We start from the raw sequence: 19744 nt of genomic DNA on the forward strand, positions 1-19744 counted from the left end.
ATCCCACCCCAACATATATTGTAGAGCCCTAAAAAATGTCAGAGTACCTGAAAAAAGCACTTTGTCTATACAGACAAAGTGCTTTTGATTATCACCCGTTAAGATGAAAGATGCTGTTGGACAAGTTTATTGACAATAGAGCCGTCAGCGCGGCCTTTGACCTTAGGCATGATCGCGCCCATGACTTTCCCCATGTCAGCTTTGGAACTCGCCCCAACTTCAGCAATCGTTTCCTTGACAAGGCTAGCAACTTCTTCTTCAGATAGTTGTTCCGGCATATATTCCGCTAAGATCTCAAGTTCTTCTTTGATATTTGATGCGAGATCATCACGACCTGCTTTTTCAAACTCTTGGAGGGAATCCTTGCGTTGCTTAAGTTCGCGATTGAGTACGGTAAGCACTTCGTCCTCGTTTAACTCTCTTCCAAGTTGTATTTCCTCATTTTTCAAAGAAGATCTGACCGCACGGATCACCGTTAGCTTCTTCTTATCCTTGTCCTTCATCGCTTGCTTCATATCAGAGTTTAAACGTTCAAGAGTCGACATGACTTACCTCCTAAAACTTACGTTTACGAGCAGCCTCTGATTTCTTCTTACGTTTAACACTCGGCTTTTCGTAATGCTTGCGTTTCTTAACCTCAGCAATGACTCCATCTTTTGAACAAGAGCGCTTAAAGCGGCGAAGTGCCTGGTCAAGAGATTCATTTTTGCGAACGCGAATTTCAGCCATAAATTTCCCTCCCTCCGCTACTTCCATAAAGAAAAAAGAGTTCATTTGCAACTTATACAAAGCTGTCAAACTTCATTATATTATACCATACAGTGAATGGTCAACTTTTACTCTTTTGTCCACCCCAGCAAGTGATAATGAAGATGGAAAACCTCTTGTCCACCTTTTTCTCCTACATTTACAACGATTCTCCAACCTTCAAGCTCCATCGCTTCTGCCAGTTTTTGAGCGACTTTATGTATGTGTATGATAAGAGGCATGTCTTCCTCCTGCACGTCTGCTAATGTTGAGATTTGTTTTTTAGGTATAATGAGTAAATGGACGGGCGCTTGAGGGTTGATATCATGGAAGGCCATCGTCCATTCATCTTCATGCGCAATCTTTGCCGGTATTTCTTTACGCAGAATTTTACTAAAAATGGTCTCACTCATATCGTTCACTCCTTTTTGCTTTTAACACTATTGTAGACTTTCTAATCACGATTGGCTACATAGACTGTTTATTTTTTTCAATATAATGACTGTTAAATGACACAAAAAAGCCCCGTAGTGGGGCTGTCGTTAGGCACTATTTAATTTTACTCACGCGTTAATTTTTCTCCACAGAATGTCCGCCAAATTCGTTACGTAACGCAGCAACGACCTTGCCTGCAAATGTGTCCTCTTCAAGAGAGCGATACCTCATCAATAATGATAAAGTGATCACTGGTGCGGCTGCCTTGAGGTCTAGCGACTCCTCTACAGTCCATTTTCCTTCCCCAGAAGAGTGCATGACACCCCTAATATCATCTAAATTAGCGTCTTTTGAGAATGCACTTTCAGTTAGCTCCATTAACCAACTGCGGATAACGGACCCGTTGTTCCAAACTCGAGCGACCTTTTCATAATCATAATCGTAGGGGCTTTTCTCTAGGATATCAAAGCCTTCCGCAATGGCTTGCATCATCCCATACTCTACCCCATTATGTATCATCTTCAAATAGTGGCCTGCACCTGACTCTCCAGCATAAAGATAGCCATTTTCCACACATGTATCTCGGAATAGCGGTTCGATCGTTTTAAACGCTTCGGCATCTCCACCGATCATGGTACAAGCACCATGGCGAGCACCGTCCATCCCTCCACTTGTGCCTACATCAAAGAAATATACGCCTTTATCCTGAAATACGCGATTTCTTTCAACAGATAATTTGTAGTTAGAGTTACCTCCATCAATAACGATGTCCCCTTCGGAGAGTAATCCTTGGAGTTCCTCAAGGACTTGCTCTGTTATCTCTCCTGCAGGCACCATCACCCATAGAATGCGCGGTTTGGGTAGTTTCTCTACAACTTCTGAAAGTTGATAAGCTCCCTCTGCACCTTGTGATTCGGCCTTTTTCACGGCCTCCTCAGACACGTCGTAAGCGACGACCTCGTGATTGTGATCTAATAAATTAAGGCTTAAATTGTAGCCCATTTTCCCTAAGCCGATCATTCCTAGCTTCATATGTTGTTACCCCTTTCTGATGTCTGGTGTCTAGCAGATGAAAATGCTTGTCATGCTTATCCATTTCCTCACATAGGATGATTCTAGAGGAGGTTGGCCCCATGTTCATGAAAGAATTTCTCATTCCATTCGCAACAGGACTCGCGATCTTCTTATTTGGCATGCAAGTCATGCGTGTTGGGTTTGAAAATCTGTTCTTGCAACGTATTAAAGAGATTTTACACGTCTTAACCAAAACTCCAATGACGGGTCTAGTCACGGGTGCTTTAACGACAGCGATACTTCAAAGTAGCAGCGCTGTGATGTTGCTAACCATCGCCCTAACGAATGCACGCCTTCTCACGTTTAGACAATCTTTCGGCATTATACTAGGTGCAAATATTGGGACATGCCTCACGACCGAGTTAATCGCTTTCAATATTCAACAGTTTGGTGTCTACTTTTTCATTCTAGGCAGCATTTTGTTCGTGCTCCCTACCCTCCAAGTCAAAAGTTGCGGTCTCGCCCTCGGTGGATTCGGGCTCCTGTTTTTAGGGATGGACACGATGCAATCGATCACACCTTTTATTAAACAACTGGGTATTGTCCAAAGTTTGTTTACGATGAGTGAAGGCGGTGTTTTAAGTGGCATAGCTGCTGGGACATTACTCACCGCTCTAATCCAAAGTAGTACTGCAACGACAGCCATTACTATGAATTTAATGTACGACCAGATACTACCGCTAACCGTTGCTGTGGCCGTCATATTTGGCAGTAATATTGGTACGTGTATTACGGCTGTACTTGGCAGTTTAGGTGGAAATACAGTCTCAAAGCAGGTGGCTTTTTCCCACGTGATGATTAATTTAATTGGTGTACTCCTCTTTTTACCTTTCTTGCCCGTATTTATACAGTTTGTTGAGTGGTTAACCCCTTATCCCATGAAGCAGGTTGCACATGCTCAAACGGTTTTTAATGTATTATCGTCTTTCATACTTCTCCCATTCGTACAATGGTTTGAACGCATTGTGATGCTCTTTATGCCTCATCCCAAAAGAGTGCTTTAATCCTTAAGTATGTCTACAAGGGGAGAGAGCGACTAGTAGTTCGATTCGCCTTTTTCTCCTTTGACAATAGCGGCACCGCTACTGGCACCTATACGTGTGGCACCGGCATTAACCATATCGACAACGGTTTTATGGTCACGCACACCGCCAGACGCTTTGACTCCCATGTCTGGCCCCACCGTCTTCCTCATGAGCTTAATATCTTCGATGGTGGCGCCCCCTGTGGAGAATCCTGTAGACGTTTTGACATAGTCTGCACCGGCATTTTTACTGATGATGCAGCTGCGTACTTTCTCTTCCTCTGTGAGAAGAGAGGTTTCGAGAATCACTTTTACAAGTGCTTTTCCTTTGGCCGCGTTAACGACACTCCGTATATCTTCCTCCACAAAGTCGTTTTGTTGTCCCTTCAATGCGCCAATGTTGATCACCATATCGACCTCAGTGGCACCGTTTGCAATAGTGTCCTTTGTTTCAGCCACTTTTGTTTCTGTTGTGGTGGCTCCTAGCGGAAAACCGATGACGGTACATACTTTTACTTTACTATCTTTTAACAAAGACGCGCAGGTTGATACCCATGTTGGATTGACACATACTGAAGCAAATTCATATTCTTTAGCTTCCTCACAGAGTTGTACAATTTGATCCTTTGTTGTATCAGGCTTTAGCGCTGTATGATCAATTAAGGCTGCAATGTTTTCCATTTGATGGCCCTCCTCTTCTTTTTTTCATTTCCACCATTATACGGCAGACATTTTCGTATTATATTCAGTAAACCCACCTTAAGCTTGTATATGTTGATACCCTATCATAAATAAGGCGACGCTCGTGACGAAAAGTAATGGGAGTAAGAGCTTAAAAGAGAGATGCTGTGTCTTGTGACGAGCTGCTGTCATCCCTATCAGTGTACCGATGCCACCCCCGCATGCAGCGGTTAAAAAGAAGGATGATTCCGGTATTCGAAAGGGCTTCCCTCGTTTAGCTTTCCTTTTATCCTGAATAAATATTATGAATGCGTATGTATTCAGAAGAAGAAATGCCGTGACCCAAGCGTCGACTCTCTGTGAGTACACGGCAAAACCTCCTATAATATAGCACACGTTAATGACAAGGTTTCGGACGCGCCTATGGTTGCGTAGCTGATTAGTAATTGACAACGTCCTTCACCTTCGGTTCGACGATAGATCCAGCGCAATAAGGGTACCCCGGTTCATCGATTTGAACTTCGACGACTTGCCCGATATAGCTCTCATCCGCTTTGATTACGACTTTAAGATAATTATCCGTGTAACCGACCAATAGACCTGCACCAGGCTTTTCTTGGTACTCCGTTTCAGGAATGACTTCTAATGTTTGCCCTTCAAACTGAGAGGCATACTCTTTAGCTAGCTGATTAGACAGTGCGATAAGACGGTGAACACGGTCATTCTTTTCTTCCTCAGGGACTTGGTCTGTCATTCTTGCAGCCGGTGTTCCTGTCCGTTTGGAAAATGGAAATACGTGTAGCTCTGCAAAGCGCATGTCTCTGATGAACTCATACGTATTCATAAACTGCTCTTCTGTCTCCCCTGGGAAACCTACAATCACGTCACTCGTTAAAGCAAAATGAGGTAGAGCCTGTTGCACTTTCTCTACTCTTTCACGATACTCTGCCACGGTGTATTTCCGACGCATGCGTTTGAGGACTTCGTCATCTCCTGCTTGTAGTGGAATATGAAGATGTCGGCACACTTTAGAAGATTGTCCTAGCACTTCAATGACTTCGTCCGTGAGTTGACTCGCTTCGATCGAACTAATTCTCAATCTTTCTAAGCCAGGGACTTGTTCTAAATCCAAGAGTAGTTTGGCAAGATTGTAATCCTCTAAATCCTCCCCATACCCACCTGTATGAATACCCGTGAGTACGATTTCTTTATAACCTGCTTGAACGAGCTTGTTCGCTTGAGCAATCACACTCTTCGGATCGCGTGAACGTAATAACCCTCTAGCCCAAGGGATAATACAGAACGTACAGAAATTGTTACAACCTTCTTGTATCTTTAGTGATGCTCTCGTACGATCTGTGAATTCAGGCACATCCAGCTCTTCGTACGTGCGCGTCTTCATGATATTACCCACAGCGTTAATCGGTTGTCTTTCCGCATGGTATTGTTCAATATATTCGAGGAGCTTGGAACGATCCTGGGTGCCCACGACGATATCAACCCCTTCAATGGCCATAATCTCACCAGGGGATGTTTGCGCATAACAACCTGTCACACATATGACGGCGTCTGGATTTTTACGGATGGCACGTCTGATGACTTGCCTCGATTTTTTGTCTCCTGTATTCGTGACAGTACACGTATTAATGACATAAACGTCTGCTGTTTGTTCAAATTCACGTTTTTCATAGCCGGCGTTTTTAAATAACTGCCATATGGCTTCCGTTTCATAATGATTGACTTTACATCCTAGTGTATGAAAAGCGACGGTAGACATGGTGTTCACCCTCCCATCTGTTCAAAATGATAAGATATTGAGGACAGCACGTACTGTGATGCTGTTTCCGTGCGTAAAATACGTGGTCCCAACGAGATAGATCGATAGCCCTGATGATGTAGAGTATGAATTTCCTCTTCAGTGAACCCTCCCTCAGGTCCTATCGCAATGATAATACGCTCACCCCTCTTAACGCTAGACATAGCCTGGGCAAAGGAAGCCATGCCTTCATGATCAATCGTTTCTTTCTCATAGGCCACCCACTTATGTTCAGCGTCAATGTTAAGCAGAGCTGTAAAAGAGTGAATCGAAGTGACTTCAGGGAGTAAAGCACGGTGGGATTGTTCTGACGCTTCCTTAATAATCTTGGCCCAACGTTCTTGTTTCTTCTTCTCTTTTTTCTGGTCATATCTGACAATTGTTCTGGCAGAAGAAAAAGGAATGAACCGGTCTGCTCCCAGCTCTGTTCCCTTTTGTAAAATCCATTCCAATTTGTCAGCTTTGGGTAGTCCTTGTGCTACGGTCACGTGAACTGGTAACTCAGTATGGCCATCTAACTCTTCGATAATGTCACAAACGACCTTACGTTCCTCCATAAGTGAAATAGTGCACAAGACAACACGTCCCTTACCATTGCTACAGATCAATTGGTCTCCGACATCGGCTCTCATAACGTTTTTAATATGATGAACGTCTTGACCTTCAAGGAGACATTGATTTTCAGACATTTGGTGTGCTGAAATAAAATATCTTTGCATTAGTTTGATTGCTCCTATGCTCTTATGCTCCTAATATCTTACTCTTTTTTCGCAATAAAAGCTACCCATTCATTAATGTGAAGTGTTTCCACTATATTGAACCCTTGTGAAATCATAGCTTTTTTGACTTCTTCCTGTTTGTGAGCGATGATGCCTGAGGTAATAAAATGGCCACCCGGCTGTACCACGCGATACGCATCAGGGACGAATCTTAAAATGACCTCAGCCAAGATATTGGCCACAACGAGATTAGCTTGTTGATCAATATGATCTAGTAAGTTATTTTGCTTCACTTCTATAATGTCTGATACACCATTGACTTTGACATTATCCCTCGTTACTTTAACTGCAACATCATCCAGATCGAGGGCTAGGCCTTTTTTGGCCCCTAATTTCGCTGCAGCAATGCTGAGTACACCTGAACCACAACCGACATCAATGACTTCATCCCCTGGTTGAAGTATTTTTTCTATTGCTTGTATGCACAGGACCGTTGTAGGGTGTGTGCCCGTACCAAAAGCCATGCCAGGGTCAAGTTCAATAACGATCTCATCATCAGATAAAGGAGAATAATCCTCCCATGATGGTGAAATAGTGACACGGTCTGTAATTTGTGAGGGTTTATAATACTTTTTCCATGCGTGGGCCCAGTCTTCTTCATACACTTCGGCCAAAGAAACGGTACCTAAACCGAGGTTTATGTTATGAAGGAGTAAGTTATTTAACTCCGTTTTAATCTCTTCTACCGTTTCACCTAGAAAGCTATTCATAGGGAGGTAGCCTTTAACGATGACCCCTTCCTTAGGGTAATCTTCGGGGTTAAGTTGATAGAGTTCTCCAAAGTCATTATTTTGTGTGAGATCCCTCCCTAGCACTTCCGGATCTTCAATGACAACACCACTTGCACCAGCTTCATGCAGAATATTGGCCACCGGTTCAATCGCTTCCTGTGTTGTGTGAATACTGATTTCTGACCATTTCAACTCTACCAACTCCATCCCCAATAAATTAACGTGTGCTTATTTAAGCTAAGGGTTTAATCTCCCTTAAACGCTTTTTTCATGCGATCAAAAAAACTCTCAGACTGCTCATCCGGAATTTGATCTCCACTGATCTCTGCAAATTCTTTTAGCAGCTCCTTTTGACGGTCGTTAAGTTTCTTCGGTGTCTTAATTTTTACTCGTACATGCTGGTCACCCTGAGCCTGACCTCTTACGGCTGGGACACCTTTACCTCTAATTCGGAAATAGGTGCCTGTTTCTGTCCCTTGTGGAATCTTTAACTTGACACGCCCAGTGAGTGTGGGCACTTCTATTTCATCACCTAGCGTCGCTTGGACAAAGGTGACCGGCATCTCACAGTAGATATCCTGCCCGTTCCTTTCAAAAAACGGATGTTCCTTAACTCTGATGACGATGTAGAGATCTCCTGGAGGACCTCCATTCACACCTGGTTCACCTTGACCCGACACTCTCACTTGCATGCCGTTATCCACACCTTCTGGGATGCGGATAGGGATGGTTTTATGGGTCTGAACGTTACCTCGCCCATGACATGTTGGACATTTAGCTTTAACAACTTTTCCTTTACCTTCACAACTCATACATACACGACGGTTCACGACACGCCCAAAAGGCGTGTTTTGCACTTGTTCTTGTTGACCTGTGCCGTGACATATCTGACATGTTTCAGGCTTAGTCCCTGGTTTTGCTCCCGAACCGAGACATGTGTCACATTCCTCTTCTTTTGGAATGCGAATTTCCGTTTCTTTACCGAAAACGGCCTCTTCAAAATCAATGGTCATGGTGTATTGTAGGTCATTTCCCTGCCTTGGTGCGTTCGGATTTCTTCTGCCACCACCACCGAAGAACATATCAAAGATATCGCCAAAGTCACCAAAGTCTGCACCACCAGCACCGCCAAATCCTTGGTTAGGTTCTGCAGTGCCAAAGCGATCATAGTTCGCTCTTTTTTGGTCATCACTTAGGACATCGTAAGCTTCTTTTACCTCTTTAAACTTCGCTTCTGCGTCTCCTGCTTTATTCACGTCTGGATGGTACTGACGAGCGAGTTTTCGATATGCTTTTTTGATTTCATCTGATCCGGCGTCTTTTGATACGCCCAGAATGTCATAGTAATCTTTTTTGCTCATCCTATCCACTCCCGATTATCGCATAAAAATTATCATATCACGTTGCATAAAAAAGTCAAAGCCAAGATGTCCTGACTTTGACTTTTTTTACCGTCGGCTTACTTTTTCTCCTCATCATTTACGTCTTCATACTCAGCATCGACGACGTTATCGTCAGCCTTTTGACCTTCTTGGTCTTGACCTGCTTCACCTTGAGCCTCAGCTTGTTGCGCGGCTTGCTCATATAGCTTAACGGAGAGCTGCTGAACGATTTCTTCTAGTGCTTCTTTCTTAGACTTAATCTCTTCAACGTCTGTACCTTCAATTGCTTGCTTCAACGCGTCTTTAGCTTCGTTTGCTTTATCAATCTCTGCCTGGTCTACCTGCTCCCCAAGATCTTTGATTGTCTTTTCTGTTGTGTGTATGAGATGATCCGCCTCATTGCGAAGATCGACCTCTTCTTTGCGTTTGCGGTCTTCCTCTGCGTTTGCTTCTGCATCCTTAACCATATTTTCAATCTCTTCATCAGATAAACCACTAGAAGAGGTGATCGTAATATTTTGTTCTTTACCCGTTCCTTTGTCTTTGGCAGATACGTTAACGATACCGTTCGCATCAATATCGAAGCTGACTTCAATCTGTGGTACTCCTCTTGGTGCTGGAGGAATATCCGTTAACTGGAAGCGCCCCAATGTTTTGTTGTACGCTGCCATCTCACGTTCACCCTGTAGCACATGGATGTCAACTGATGTTTGGTTATCAGCAGCTGTAGAGAATACTTGAGACTGGCTCGTTGGGATCGTTGTGTTACGTTCGATCATTTTCGTGAAGACGCCACCTTGTGTTTCAATACCCAGGGATAACGGGGTCACATCTAGTAGTACAACGTCCTTCACATCACCTGAGAGCACGCCTGCTTGGATTGCTGCACCGAGGGCTACCACTTCATCAGGGTTAACACCTTTGTGAGGGTCCTTACCTGTGAGTTTCTTAATTTCTTCTTGTACGGCAGGAATTCGAGTAGATCCCCCAACAAGCACAATTTTATCGATATCTGTTGGTGTAAGTTCAGCATCTTTCAGCGCACGTCGTGTTGGCTCCAACGTACGTTCAACTAAGTCTTCACTTAACTCTTCAAATTTTGCTCTAGTCAGTGACACCTCTAAGTGTTTAGGTCCGCTTGCATCCGCTGTGATGAACGGTAGAGAAATTTGAGTGGACGTGACACCGGATAAATCTTTCTTTGCTTTTTCAGCTGCATCCTTTAGGCGCTGTAAAGCCATTTTATCTTGGCTTAGGTCCACGCCATTTTCTTTTTTGAATTCGTCGACAAGATGGTCAATAATCACTTGGTCAAAGTCATCCCCACCAAGTTTGTTGTCACCGCTCGTCGCTTTTACTTCGAAGAATCCGTCTCCTAACTCAAGAATAGAGACGTCGAATGTCCCTCCACCAAGGTCGTAAACGAGAATCGTTTGGTCGTCCTCTTTGTCAAGACCGTATGCTAGTGCTGCAGCTGTTGGCTCGTTAACGATACGCTCAACTTCTAGACCAGCGATACGACCTGCATCCTTTGTCGCTTGTCTTTGTGCGTCGTTAAAGTAGGCTGGTACTGTAATGACAGCTTTTTCTACTTTTTCTCCTAAGTACGCTTCTGCATCAGCTTTTAACTTCTGAAGAATAATAGCGGAAATCTCTTGAGGCGTATACTCCTTACCTTCAATATCCTCTTTATGATTCGTTCCCATATGACGCTTAATAGAGATAACTGTATTTGGATTTGTGATCGCTTGGCGCTTGGCGACCTCTCCTACTTGACGTTCGCCGTCCTTAAAAGCGACGACAGATGGTGTTGTACGGCTTCCTTCCGCGTTAGGAATGACAACCGCTTCTCCACCTTCCATCACTGCGACACATGAGTTCGTCGTTCCTAAGTCAATACCAATTACTTTACTCATTTGTTCATCCTCCTGTTCCTTATGTCAATTTGCTATTATCAAAGTAAAAATTGTTAAGTTAAGTATCATTTCAAAGATGGGCGACTCAAGCAAAGGCAGCTTAGCTTTGACCTAGCCAGACACTGTGCCCGAATCGTGGCAAAGGAGCTCCTTAGGAACTCACTTTGACCATAGCAGGGCGAATCACCTTATCCTTTAATTTGTACCCTTTTTGAAGCTCTTCAGTGACAATGCCAGATTCGTACTCATCACTCTCTTCTTGCATGACAGCTTGATGTACATTCGGGTCAAAAGCTTCCCCTACTGTAAGAATAGGCTCAAGCCCTTCCTGCTTCAGGACCTCGTCGATTTGTCTATAAACCATGTCGACACCTTTCGCTAGTTCAGGGTCTTGAGAATCTTGGCTCGCCGCTAAAGCCCGTTCAAAATTATCTAAAGCGGGTAATAGCTTCTCAACTAAAGGGAGTGATGCATATTTGGCTTGCTCTTCCTTCTCTTGTCTTGTACGACGTCTAAAGTTATCAAAGTCTGCCTGAGCTCTTAAATATTTTTGTTGGAATTCAGCTGCTTTTTTTTCAGCCTCTTGTAATTGGCGTTGCATCTCTCCCCCACTTACATCTACAGCTTCCTCGTCATGCGAGAATTGCTGCTCGTTTGTTGTATCATCTGCCGCATCGACTCCCTCTCCGGAATCAGCCGCGTCAGCACTGTCTTGATTCGCATCTACATCTTCGACTTCCTTCTGTTCTACCTGTTCGTCTTGAATTACATCGTGATTCTGCTCTGTGGACACAACATTCACCTCCTAATACTACACAACAAGAGGAGAGGGAAAGAAGCTTCCCTCTCTCACCTTGAGGACTTATATCAAAATGCCATAACAGTGCTATGAACGCTCATAGATCTGTTTAAGTACAGAATTGAGATCATTCGTCAAGTAGTCCAATATACTATAAACCTTCTGGTACTCCATTCTTGTGGGACCTAGTATACTTAATTGGCCTACAGGGTTTCCACCAATAGAATACGAAGCTGTAATAATACTACAGTGACTGATGGCTTCATCAACATTCTCTTGGCCAATCTTGACTTGAACGCCTTCACCTGAGCTGTGCAACTCGGTTAATATACCATGGACACGGTCGTTTTGTTCGAGAAACTCGAATATATTCTTCACTTTATCAACATCATGAAACTCTGGCTGAGCAAAGATATTCGTTGTTCCACCTAAGAAAACACGGTCTTCACGCTCGGTTGAAAGCGTCTGATCCAGTACATGAAGCATTTCCTTGTAATGTTTAAAGTGTTTTTCTAATTCTAGGGCTATTTCGTTATATAACCGCGTTTTTAATTGGTAAACAGGGACACCGCTTAACTTCTGATTTAAGATGTTAATCAGCTTTTCCATATCGTCCATGGAAATACCCGCAGGTATTGTAATCTTCTTATTCTCAACATGACCCGTATCAGTCACAACAATAGCCACGGCTGCTTCTTGACTGAGAGGGATGAGCTGGATGTGTTTCAAGGTTGTATCAAAGACTTCTGGTCCAAGTACGATAGATGTATAATTGGTCAGCTCTGATAATACAGACGCTGTATGTTGAATGACTTGTTCAAACTCTACAAACCGGTCTGCAAACATCACTCTAATTTTATCAATGTCCTGCGAGGACAAGCGTACAGGTCGCATGAGATGGTCCACATAAAAACGATATCCTTTATTGGAAGGGATGCGACCAGCAGACGTGTGAGGCTGAGCGAGATACCCTAGCTCTTCTAGGTCTGCCATCTCGTTCCGTATTGTAGCAGGACTAAATCTCACATCGTTTCGCTTAGATATCGTACGCGATCCGACAGGCTCTGCAGACTTCACATAGTCATCTATGACGGCATGTAAAATTAACTTTTGACGGTCGGTAAGCATCACGACGTCCCCCCATTTAAAACCGCTTGTTAGCACTCACACTTAACGAGTGCTAACTTATATATTACAAGATATCAAACCTTCAAAACAATGTCAATCTGCTTCAACAGGGTCTTTGAGAAAAGTTGAAAATACAACGTTCCCCAGGAAAATGCCTTTCTTTGTTAACTTGATGCGGTCCTCTTCCTCTTCAATGAGGTCACGCGCTATTAGTTGCTCAAGTTCCTCTTGATAATAATCCGTTAATGATCGGCCATACTTCGCTTTAAACATCGATGTAGAAACACCTTGTCGTAGGCGAAGGCCCATCATCATTTCCTCTTCAATCCGTGCCTGTTGGTCCACTTCGATGGTCTGTATATAGGGTAGACTGCCCTGCTTAATAAGGTCATGGTAATCTTGTAAAGGCCCTGCGTTTTCATGTCTTACACCTTTGACATACCCATGAGCACCTGCACCGAAACCATAATATTCTTCATTTTGCCAATATGTGAGGTTGTGCGCACTTTCATAACCGGGCTTGGCGAAGTTACTAATTTCATATTGTTCATAGCCGTGTTTGGCCATGGTATTCATCAGTCGTTCATACATATCGACCTCTTCATCCTCCGAAGGTAAGGGGAGCTTCCCTTTGTTCAGGAGGGTTTGAAAAAAGGTCCCTTCTTCTACCTTCAGGCTGTAGGCAGAAAAGTGCGTGACATCTAAGGCTATGGCTTCGTTCAAGGTCCGCTCAAACATGTCAACCGTTTGCTCCGGCAGGCCAAACATAAGATCTAGTGATATATTATCTATGCCGTGTTTTTTGGCTATCTCGATACAATTGTAGACATCTTTGTTTGAATGCATACGCCCCAGTTTACGAAGAAGTTGGGGCTCAAACGTCTGGACACCGATCGAAAATCGGTTTACACCCCATTGTTTCATGACTTTGACTTTTTCCTCCGTGAGGGTTTCAGGGTTAATTTCCATCGTGAATTCTTCTGGATGACTATGAGTGAGTAGTCGTTCGTGAACAGAGCTGAAGAATAGATTTAATTGTTCTATATCTAAAACAGAAGGTGTCCCCCCACCAACGTATACTGTACGCATGTTCTTAAAAGGATAGCGTTGTACGTTCCTTAGCATGTCTTGATCTAAATCATGTAAATATTGTTCAATGGGTTGTCCCTTCACAACATATTTATTGAAGTCACAGTAAGGACAAATACGGTTGCAAAAAGGAATATGGATATAGGCTGACTGTGGCATAATGTTCCTACTTTCTTAAGCAGTCTGACTGTCGATATGGCTAGACTATTCAGTATTTCCTTATTTTAAATCAAATGGTATTAAGATTCAAAGATGAACGTCTGCTCGTTAATGACCTCTATTCTAAATGAGAGATGCAATTATATTCTCTAATTGTCCATTCACGATCATGATAGAGCACGTTCAGACATGCATTGTGTAACGTGGTTTGACCAGAACCCACTTTACCATTGGAAAGGGCGTGCAGCATCGCATTGATGAGCGCCCCATGTGCGACGACGATGACATGCTTATCCTGATACTGTTCTAATATTTCATTCATGCCGGCCAATCCTCTTTGTTGAAGTTCCTCAAAGTCTTCGATATCAGGAATGGAGCGGTTGGGGTATTTCCTATCCGCTTCTGCCTTTGTTAAACCGGAGGCCTTACCAAAGTCACGTTCAATAAAAGAATCATGGACGATCACTTCATTCAGATTGAGAGCTGTTGCAATAATCGTGGCTGTTTCTTTTGCTCGACTAAGAGGGCTAGAGATAATCACTTCCCACTGGATGTCTTGTTCTTGAAGGTAGTGGCCACATTTCTGTGCCTGTTCTTTGCCCTTTGCGTTAAGGGCGATATCTTGTCTGCCCTGTATTCTCTGTGCTGCATTCCAGTCTGTTTCACCATGACGAATCAAACAAACGGTGGTCATCATATCGCCTCCTGTGTAAAAAAAGCTGATGGATGTCCATCAGCTTAGAAAAATCCTACCATCCTATTCTTTTGATGATCAAACGGTGTGGGATGCACCTTTTCATTTTTTATCGTTACTTTTGGTTTTCTATTTTCAATACGGCCATGAACGCTTCCTGAGGCACTTCTACGTTACCGACCGATTTCATACGTTTCTTACCTTCTTTTTGCTTCTCTAGGAGTTTACGTTTACGCGTAATGTCTCCCCCGTAACATTTGGCAAGGACATTTTTCCTCATGGCGCGAATCGTATCTCTCGCTATGATCTTGTTACCGATCGCCGCCTGAACAGGGACTTCAAACATTTGACGTGGGATAAGGTCTTTCAGCTTCTCTACTAAAGACTTCCCTCTATGGTACGCCGACTCACGATGGACAATGAATGATAGCGCATCTACCGTTTCACCGTTAAGTAAAATGTCCATTTTGACAAGATTAGACTCTTTATAACCTGTAAACTCATAATCAAAGGAGGCGTAACCTTTCGTCCCTGACTTCAACTGGTCAAAGAAGTCATAAACGATTTCAGATAAGGGTATTTCATAGACTATGGACACTCTGATGTCATCAAGGTATTGCATATCCTTGAAGATGCCCCTTTTACCCTGGCAAAGTTCCATAACGGCACCGACGAAATCGTTGGGCACCATAATCGTCGCTTTGACGTATGGCTCCTCGACGTAATCGATCTCCTGGCGGTCAGGCATGAGGCTTGGATTGTCAATATCAATCATCTCTCCGTCCGTTTTCATCACGTGATAAATCACACTTGGTGCCGTAGTGATGAGCGGTATCTTAAACTCTCTTTCAAGACGTTCCTGTATGATCTCCATGTGTAGGAGACCTAAGAAACCACAACGGAATCCAAACCCTAGGGCCTGAGATGTCTCCGGTTCCCACTGTAAGGAAGCATCGTTTAATGTTAAACGCTCGAGCGCCTCACGCAGGTCGTTATAATCACCAGAATCCACAGGATACAATCCACAAAACACCATAGGATTAATTTTACGATAACCTGGCAAAGGTTCAGATGCGGGTTGGTTTGCATCTGTGATGGTATCACCAACGCGTGTATCGCCTACGTTTTTGATTGAAGCGGTCATGAATCCAACGTCACCGACCGTCAGTTCATCGACCTTGGTTGGTTTTGGGGTGAAAGTTCCGATTTCAACCACCTCGAACTCTTTTTCGGTGGCCATCATTTTCACCTTCATGCCGGGTCTTAATGTCCCTTCAACCACTCTAATATAAGTGACAACACCACGATAAGTATCGTAAATAGAATCAAAAATCATGGCCTTTAACGGTGCATCAGGGTCACCGGTAGGGGCGGGGACCTTTTCAACGATCTGTTCTAGAATGTCTTCGATGCCGATACCTGATTTGGCAGAAGCCAGTACAGCATCACTAGCATCCAAGCCAATGACATCTTCTACTTCCTGACGTACACGATCTGGTTCTGCACTAGGTAAGTCAATCTTATTAATCACAGGTAGTATCTCCAGGTCATTATCTAATGCGAGATACACGTTCGCTAACGTTTGGGCCTCTATGCCTTGCGCAGCATCGACGACAAGAATCGCACCCTCACATGCTGCCAAGCTTCGAGAAACTTCATATGTGAAGTCTACATGGCCTGGGGTATCTATCAAGTGTAAGATATATTCGTGACCGTCTTTGGCTGTATACTTAAGTTGCACAGAATTAAGCTTGATGGTAATGCCGCGTTCTCTTTCTAAATCCATGGAATCTAGAAATTGTTCTTCCATTTCACGATCCGTGAGCGCATGAGTTCTTTCTAATATTCTGTCCGCTAACGTGGATTTACCATGATCGATATGTGCGATAATGGAGAAGTTACGTATATACTTCTGTCTTTCCTTCTTCTGTTTACTATTCATCCGATTCACTCCCACAACTGGTGCAAAGTTCGCTGTGTGCACTAACTTTGATTATAGCAAAAGGTGGTTATAAAGGACAACTCATATTAAAATTAATTTCCCAATAAGGCTCGGATAACGTCATTTATAAAAGATCTTCTAATTTTAATATTAACCATTCCGCCCCTTTACGAGACACACTGTACACCACTTCCCCAATCACTGTCCCTAAGTGGCTGAGTTTATTAGCATTTTGCCTTTCTTGCCATTTGGCTTTTTTTTCTTCAATATCCTCCATGGAAAAGGCTTCCTCTTCAGCTGCCATTTCCTCCATCTCAACATGATCTTCATCAACTTGCTTGATATACATATTCTCCTCTGAGGCACCTTCGACGACACGTTCTAAAGTGAAGCCCTCTAGAGTCATAATGCCGTGCTCGGCCTGATGCATGCCCAGTAAAAGACCAAACAAAAGAGTGGATATAAGTAGAAGTACTTTAACTATGAATTTGGCCATCCATAAACACGCTCCTCTTCACACCTATATATCTTCTGCACTTGACTCATTCTCAGATTGTGTGTCTACCTTATGTGCGTCCCAGTATAGATCTGCAATCACATCCGCTAAAGCTTCAGCTGATCGATAGGATTCCTCTAATGTGTTCTCTACGCCACCTATTTCTATTAAAATATTGTTCTCTCCTAGAGATTGGTTATACTCTCCGTGTCCACCCTGCTTCAAAAAAACACCCTTAGAAAGCCCTGGATAAGCTTCTTCCAATTTATTGTGAAACCGTTCGGCAAACGCTTGGTTTTTCTCGTAATTTTTGTTCCGACCACCGATGACAAAGAATGTACGGGCATAACTTTCGCCATTAATGTCTATCGTCGTTTGCTCTCGTCCTAGAGCATCTCGGTGTAAGTCAAAGACGAAGGTGATTTCTTGTTCTTGCGCCATGACTTCTTGGACGGTCTCCCTAGATTTATCATATGAATCTGCATAGCTTAAGCCCATGTCTTTTAACTGTTGGGCAAAGTTTGTCGTATCCACGTACGTGCCAATGCCCCTTTTTTCAAGCTCTTGTCCCAATCTTTCTCCCACTTTGGTGATGTTGACCTCAGGGTGATGGGCTAGGTTAGAATCATTGATAGAGGGCAGGTATGATAACCAGGATTCCGTATTATGCGTGTGATAAATAAAAACAACATTTCTTCCTTCCGTTGTCATTGAAGGCGGTGTCTCTTCTTCAGTTGATTTAGCTTCTTCTTCGGGGACCACAGCCTCTCGATCCTTCATGATCTCTTCTAATGGGATGTTAGACTCCATCGGAAAATCTGTATAATTGACGCCTTGTCCGGCCACAACTAACTGGCCATCAAAATGAGCAAACCAAGGCACCTCATGGCGAATGAGTGAACGAGGGTCTTGGGGGTTGAACGTGGTAATCATCTCAAATAACACTCGACTGGCTTGTGGTGTCTCAATGCGTTGTTGTTGGTTATACGTGCCAAGTTGAGGAATTTCCATACTTAACGTCCCTTTAAAAGTGTCTACTGCTATATGTGAGGTCCAAGACCTTAGCGTCTCTGAGGACCATGCCATCTTGGACTGTACAGCTGCCCCGAGGGAAGTGAGTGCGATTAAAAACGCAACGCCGATCATGATTGTCAATGCTAAGGTTCTGATCAGATATTGACTTTGGGATTGGGAGGTTCGACCTTTGAAATTTTGCTTAAATGATGGTTTGTTAAACAGGGACATGTACAACACCCTTTCTACGTTTAAGTACAACGATGAATGATAGTCTTCATTAAAAGGCATGCTAATGCCGTATTCGCATCAGGATTAAATAAAGGAATCTTCTATGATCTTCGTACTATCAAATCTATGAATCTTGTATTTCATTTAGAACTCTTCACTTCAACTCTCTCCTTAAAATCTTAATGATGTCAGCCTCACGACAAAAAAAAGCAATCGTGGTAGTCAATCACGATTGCCTGTTGAATAGAGTTAGCGTTTTGGTTTAGTGGGTATACGCTTGAACTTTGCTCATATCAATTTTTTCATGTAGCGCCGCATTCAAACCATTTGCCACGATGTTGGCGATATCTTGTACAAATTGATCCACTTCTTTCGGTGTCACGACCAGTTGATGACCTAAAGGGCTGAGCACCTCATGGATTAATTTTCGTTTTTCTTGTTCCTCAAGATTTCCGACGATCCCCATGATCGTGCCCCGTATTTCTTCATCTGGAATACTCTCAGGGTCAAATTTTTCTGGTTCACCAAGATTGAAGCTCATGCCACCTGGTGCTAATGCGCGTCTTTGATTTGTCCCTTGTGCTTGATTCTCCATTTCTTTTCCTAAATGTCCCAAAACAAAGTCGATGGAGTTGCTCACGATAGACACAGCGTCGACGACGGTTGGTACACCAATGGCGATGACCGGAATACCTAGCGCTTCTTCACTGATCGCTTTTCTTTTGTTACCAATACCTGACCCCGGATTGATCCCTGTGTTACTGACCTGAATCGTTGTATTCACCCGTTCGATTGAGCTACTCGCTAGTGCGTCAATGGCGATGACAAAGTCTGGTTTGATCTTCTCAATAACACCATGTACAATCTCGCTCGTTTCAATGCCGGTAACGCCTAAAACCCCAGGCGATACAGCACTCACCCTACGGTAGCCATCCTCTACGTTTTCCGGTGCAATTTCAAACAAGTGGCTAGTCACCATAATATTTTCAACAACGATAGGGCCCAAGGCGTCTGGTGTTACATTCCCGTTACCTAAGCCTACTACGAGACAGCTAGCGTCTTTTGGAATGTCCATGTCCGCCATGTACTCATGTAACTGCTGAGCTAATAGGGTTGTGACTTTATTTTGAAAAGGGGTGTCTTTCTTACGGAGCTTTTGGGCTTCGAGGGTCAGGTACTTGCCTGGCTTTTTGCCAATCGCTTCGCCACCTTTTTCATCATCTATATAAACTTTTGTCACCCGAATACCGTTTTCTTCTTCTTCATCAAGACGAACGCCTTCTATATTGCCGCCACGTTCCTCTTGTAATTTGGTCGCCATTTGATGAGCTTCTAATACCAAGTCTGTACGCACTTGATATTGGGACAAATCTATGTCCTTCTCTTCTTTTTGCGGTTGCTTCATGATGTCGTTGAGTGGCTTCGGTGATAAATAGCGTTTTCTCCAGTTGTGTTTCATCATACACCTCCGTCAAGTGTTTTGTTATCATTGTTTCACTGCGGCCCTGAATTATACTTGAGACATACCCGTTGACTGTTATTTTGGTTATTGCATTCTATTTTAAATAAAGGTATAATGTGTAGTGTTGTATTTTGACCGTAATGAA

At 43.4% G+C, this 19744-nt stretch carries 20 protein-coding genes; 1 reads left to right on the plus strand and 19 read right to left on the minus strand.

The window, feature by feature from the left end; genetic code table 11:
• Positions 1-98: 98 nt before the first annotated feature.
• The 4 genes from JKM87_RS12375 to gnd all read right to left on the minus strand — a co-directional run bounded on the left by JKM87_RS12375 (position 99) and on the right by gnd (position 2214).
• On the minus strand, positions 99-545 hold the full coding sequence (locus tag JKM87_RS12375; RefSeq protein ID WP_202080688.1) for a GatB/YqeY domain-containing protein: 447 nt from the start codon (positions 543-545) through the stop codon (positions 99-101).
• Positions 546-555: 10 nt separating this feature from the next.
• Positions 556-729 (minus strand): 30S ribosomal protein S21, encoded by a 174-nt coding sequence (gene rpsU / locus JKM87_RS12380; RefSeq protein WP_202080689.1) that lies wholly within the window; start codon positions 727-729, stop codon positions 556-558.
• A 107-nt stretch (positions 730-836) separates the two neighbouring features.
• Entirely contained in the window at positions 837-1160 is a 324-nt protein-coding gene (locus JKM87_RS12385) for a histidine triad nucleotide-binding protein (RefSeq protein WP_202080690.1), read from the minus strand.
• A gap of 157 nt (positions 1161-1317) precedes the next feature.
• A complete protein-coding gene (gene gnd / locus JKM87_RS12390; RefSeq protein ID WP_202080691.1) occupies positions 1318-2214 on the minus strand; it encodes a phosphogluconate dehydrogenase (NAD(+)-dependent, decarboxylating) in 897 nt (298 codons plus the stop codon).
• A gap of 101 nt (positions 2215-2315) precedes the next feature.
• Between gnd and JKM87_RS12395 the strand changes: the two genes are divergently transcribed.
• A complete protein-coding gene (locus JKM87_RS12395) occupies positions 2316-3260 on the plus strand; it encodes a Na/Pi cotransporter family protein (RefSeq protein WP_202080692.1) in 945 nt (314 codons plus the stop codon).
• Between the two features lie 32 nt (positions 3261-3292).
• Here the strand turns inward: JKM87_RS12395 and deoC are convergent, their stop codons facing one another.
• The 15 genes from deoC to gpr form a co-directional block, all read right to left on the minus strand.
• Positions 3293-3961 (minus strand): deoxyribose-phosphate aldolase, encoded by a 669-nt coding sequence (gene deoC, locus JKM87_RS12400; RefSeq protein ID WP_202080693.1) that lies wholly within the window; start codon positions 3959-3961, stop codon positions 3293-3295.
• Between the two features lie 78 nt (positions 3962-4039).
• Positions 4040-4330, minus strand: a complete 291-nt coding sequence (locus JKM87_RS12405; RefSeq protein WP_202080694.1) for a DUF1294 domain-containing protein — start codon at positions 4328-4330, stop codon at positions 4040-4042.
• A gap of 70 nt (positions 4331-4400) precedes the next feature.
• Positions 4401-5738, minus strand: coding sequence for a tRNA (N(6)-L-threonylcarbamoyladenosine(37)-C(2))-methylthiotransferase MtaB (gene mtaB / locus JKM87_RS12410; RefSeq protein ID WP_202080695.1), 1338 nt, complete (start codon positions 5736-5738; stop codon positions 4401-4403).
• Positions 5739-5743: 5 nt separating this feature from the next.
• Entirely contained in the window at positions 5744-6496 is a 753-nt protein-coding gene (locus tag JKM87_RS12415) for a 16S rRNA (uracil(1498)-N(3))-methyltransferase (RefSeq protein ID WP_202080696.1), read from the minus strand.
• Between the two features lie 38 nt (positions 6497-6534).
• A complete protein-coding gene (prmA, locus tag JKM87_RS12420) occupies positions 6535-7479 on the minus strand; it encodes a 50S ribosomal protein L11 methyltransferase (RefSeq protein ID WP_202080697.1) in 945 nt (314 codons plus the stop codon).
• 53 nt (positions 7480-7532) lie between these two features.
• Positions 7533-8648 (minus strand): molecular chaperone DnaJ, encoded by a 1116-nt coding sequence (gene dnaJ, locus JKM87_RS12425; RefSeq protein ID WP_202080698.1) that lies wholly within the window; start codon positions 8646-8648, stop codon positions 7533-7535.
• Positions 8649-8746: 98 nt separating this feature from the next.
• Positions 8747-10585, minus strand: a complete 1839-nt coding sequence (gene dnaK / locus JKM87_RS12430; RefSeq protein WP_202080699.1) for a molecular chaperone DnaK — start codon at positions 10583-10585, stop codon at positions 8747-8749.
• Between the two features lie 151 nt (positions 10586-10736).
• Complete coding sequence (grpE, locus tag JKM87_RS12435) at positions 10737-11378, minus strand: nucleotide exchange factor GrpE (protein ID WP_202080700.1); 642 nt, start codon at positions 11376-11378, stop codon at positions 10737-10739.
• Between the two features lie 93 nt (positions 11379-11471).
• Complete coding sequence (hrcA, locus tag JKM87_RS12440; protein ID WP_202080701.1) at positions 11472-12512, minus strand: heat-inducible transcriptional repressor HrcA; 1041 nt, start codon at positions 12510-12512, stop codon at positions 11472-11474.
• Positions 12513-12605: 93 nt separating this feature from the next.
• Positions 12606-13760 (minus strand): radical SAM family heme chaperone HemW, encoded by a 1155-nt coding sequence (hemW, locus tag JKM87_RS12445; RefSeq protein WP_202080702.1) that lies wholly within the window; start codon positions 13758-13760, stop codon positions 12606-12608.
• Between the two features lie 118 nt (positions 13761-13878).
• Positions 13879-14454, minus strand: a complete 576-nt coding sequence (locus JKM87_RS12450; RefSeq protein ID WP_202080703.1) for a histidine phosphatase family protein — start codon at positions 14452-14454, stop codon at positions 13879-13881.
• A 115-nt stretch (positions 14455-14569) separates the two neighbouring features.
• Positions 14570-16396 carry a translation elongation factor 4 gene (lepA, locus tag JKM87_RS12455; RefSeq protein ID WP_202080704.1) on the minus strand — a complete coding sequence of 609 codons (1827 nt, stop codon included), beginning with the start codon at positions 16394-16396 and terminating at the stop codon, positions 14570-14572.
• Positions 16397-16520: 124 nt separating this feature from the next.
• The gene (locus tag JKM87_RS12460) at positions 16521-16892 is read right to left on the minus strand and encodes a DUF3679 domain-containing protein (RefSeq protein ID WP_202080705.1); all 372 of its coding nucleotides are present in this window, start codon (positions 16890-16892) and stop codon (positions 16521-16523) included.
• A 24-nt stretch (positions 16893-16916) separates the two neighbouring features.
• A complete protein-coding gene (spoIIP, locus tag JKM87_RS12465) occupies positions 16917-18197 on the minus strand; it encodes a stage II sporulation protein P (protein WP_202080706.1) in 1281 nt (426 codons plus the stop codon).
• A gap of 202 nt (positions 18198-18399) precedes the next feature.
• Positions 18400-19542, minus strand: a complete 1143-nt coding sequence (gene gpr, locus JKM87_RS12470; protein ID WP_202080773.1) for a GPR endopeptidase — start codon at positions 19540-19542, stop codon at positions 18400-18402.
• Positions 19543-19744 lie beyond the last annotated feature (202 nt).

The organism is Caldalkalibacillus salinus (assembly GCF_016745835.1).
In the GTDB taxonomy this organism is placed as follows: domain Bacteria; phylum Bacillota; class Bacilli; order Caldalkalibacillales; family JCM-10596; genus Caldalkalibacillus_A; species Caldalkalibacillus_A salinus.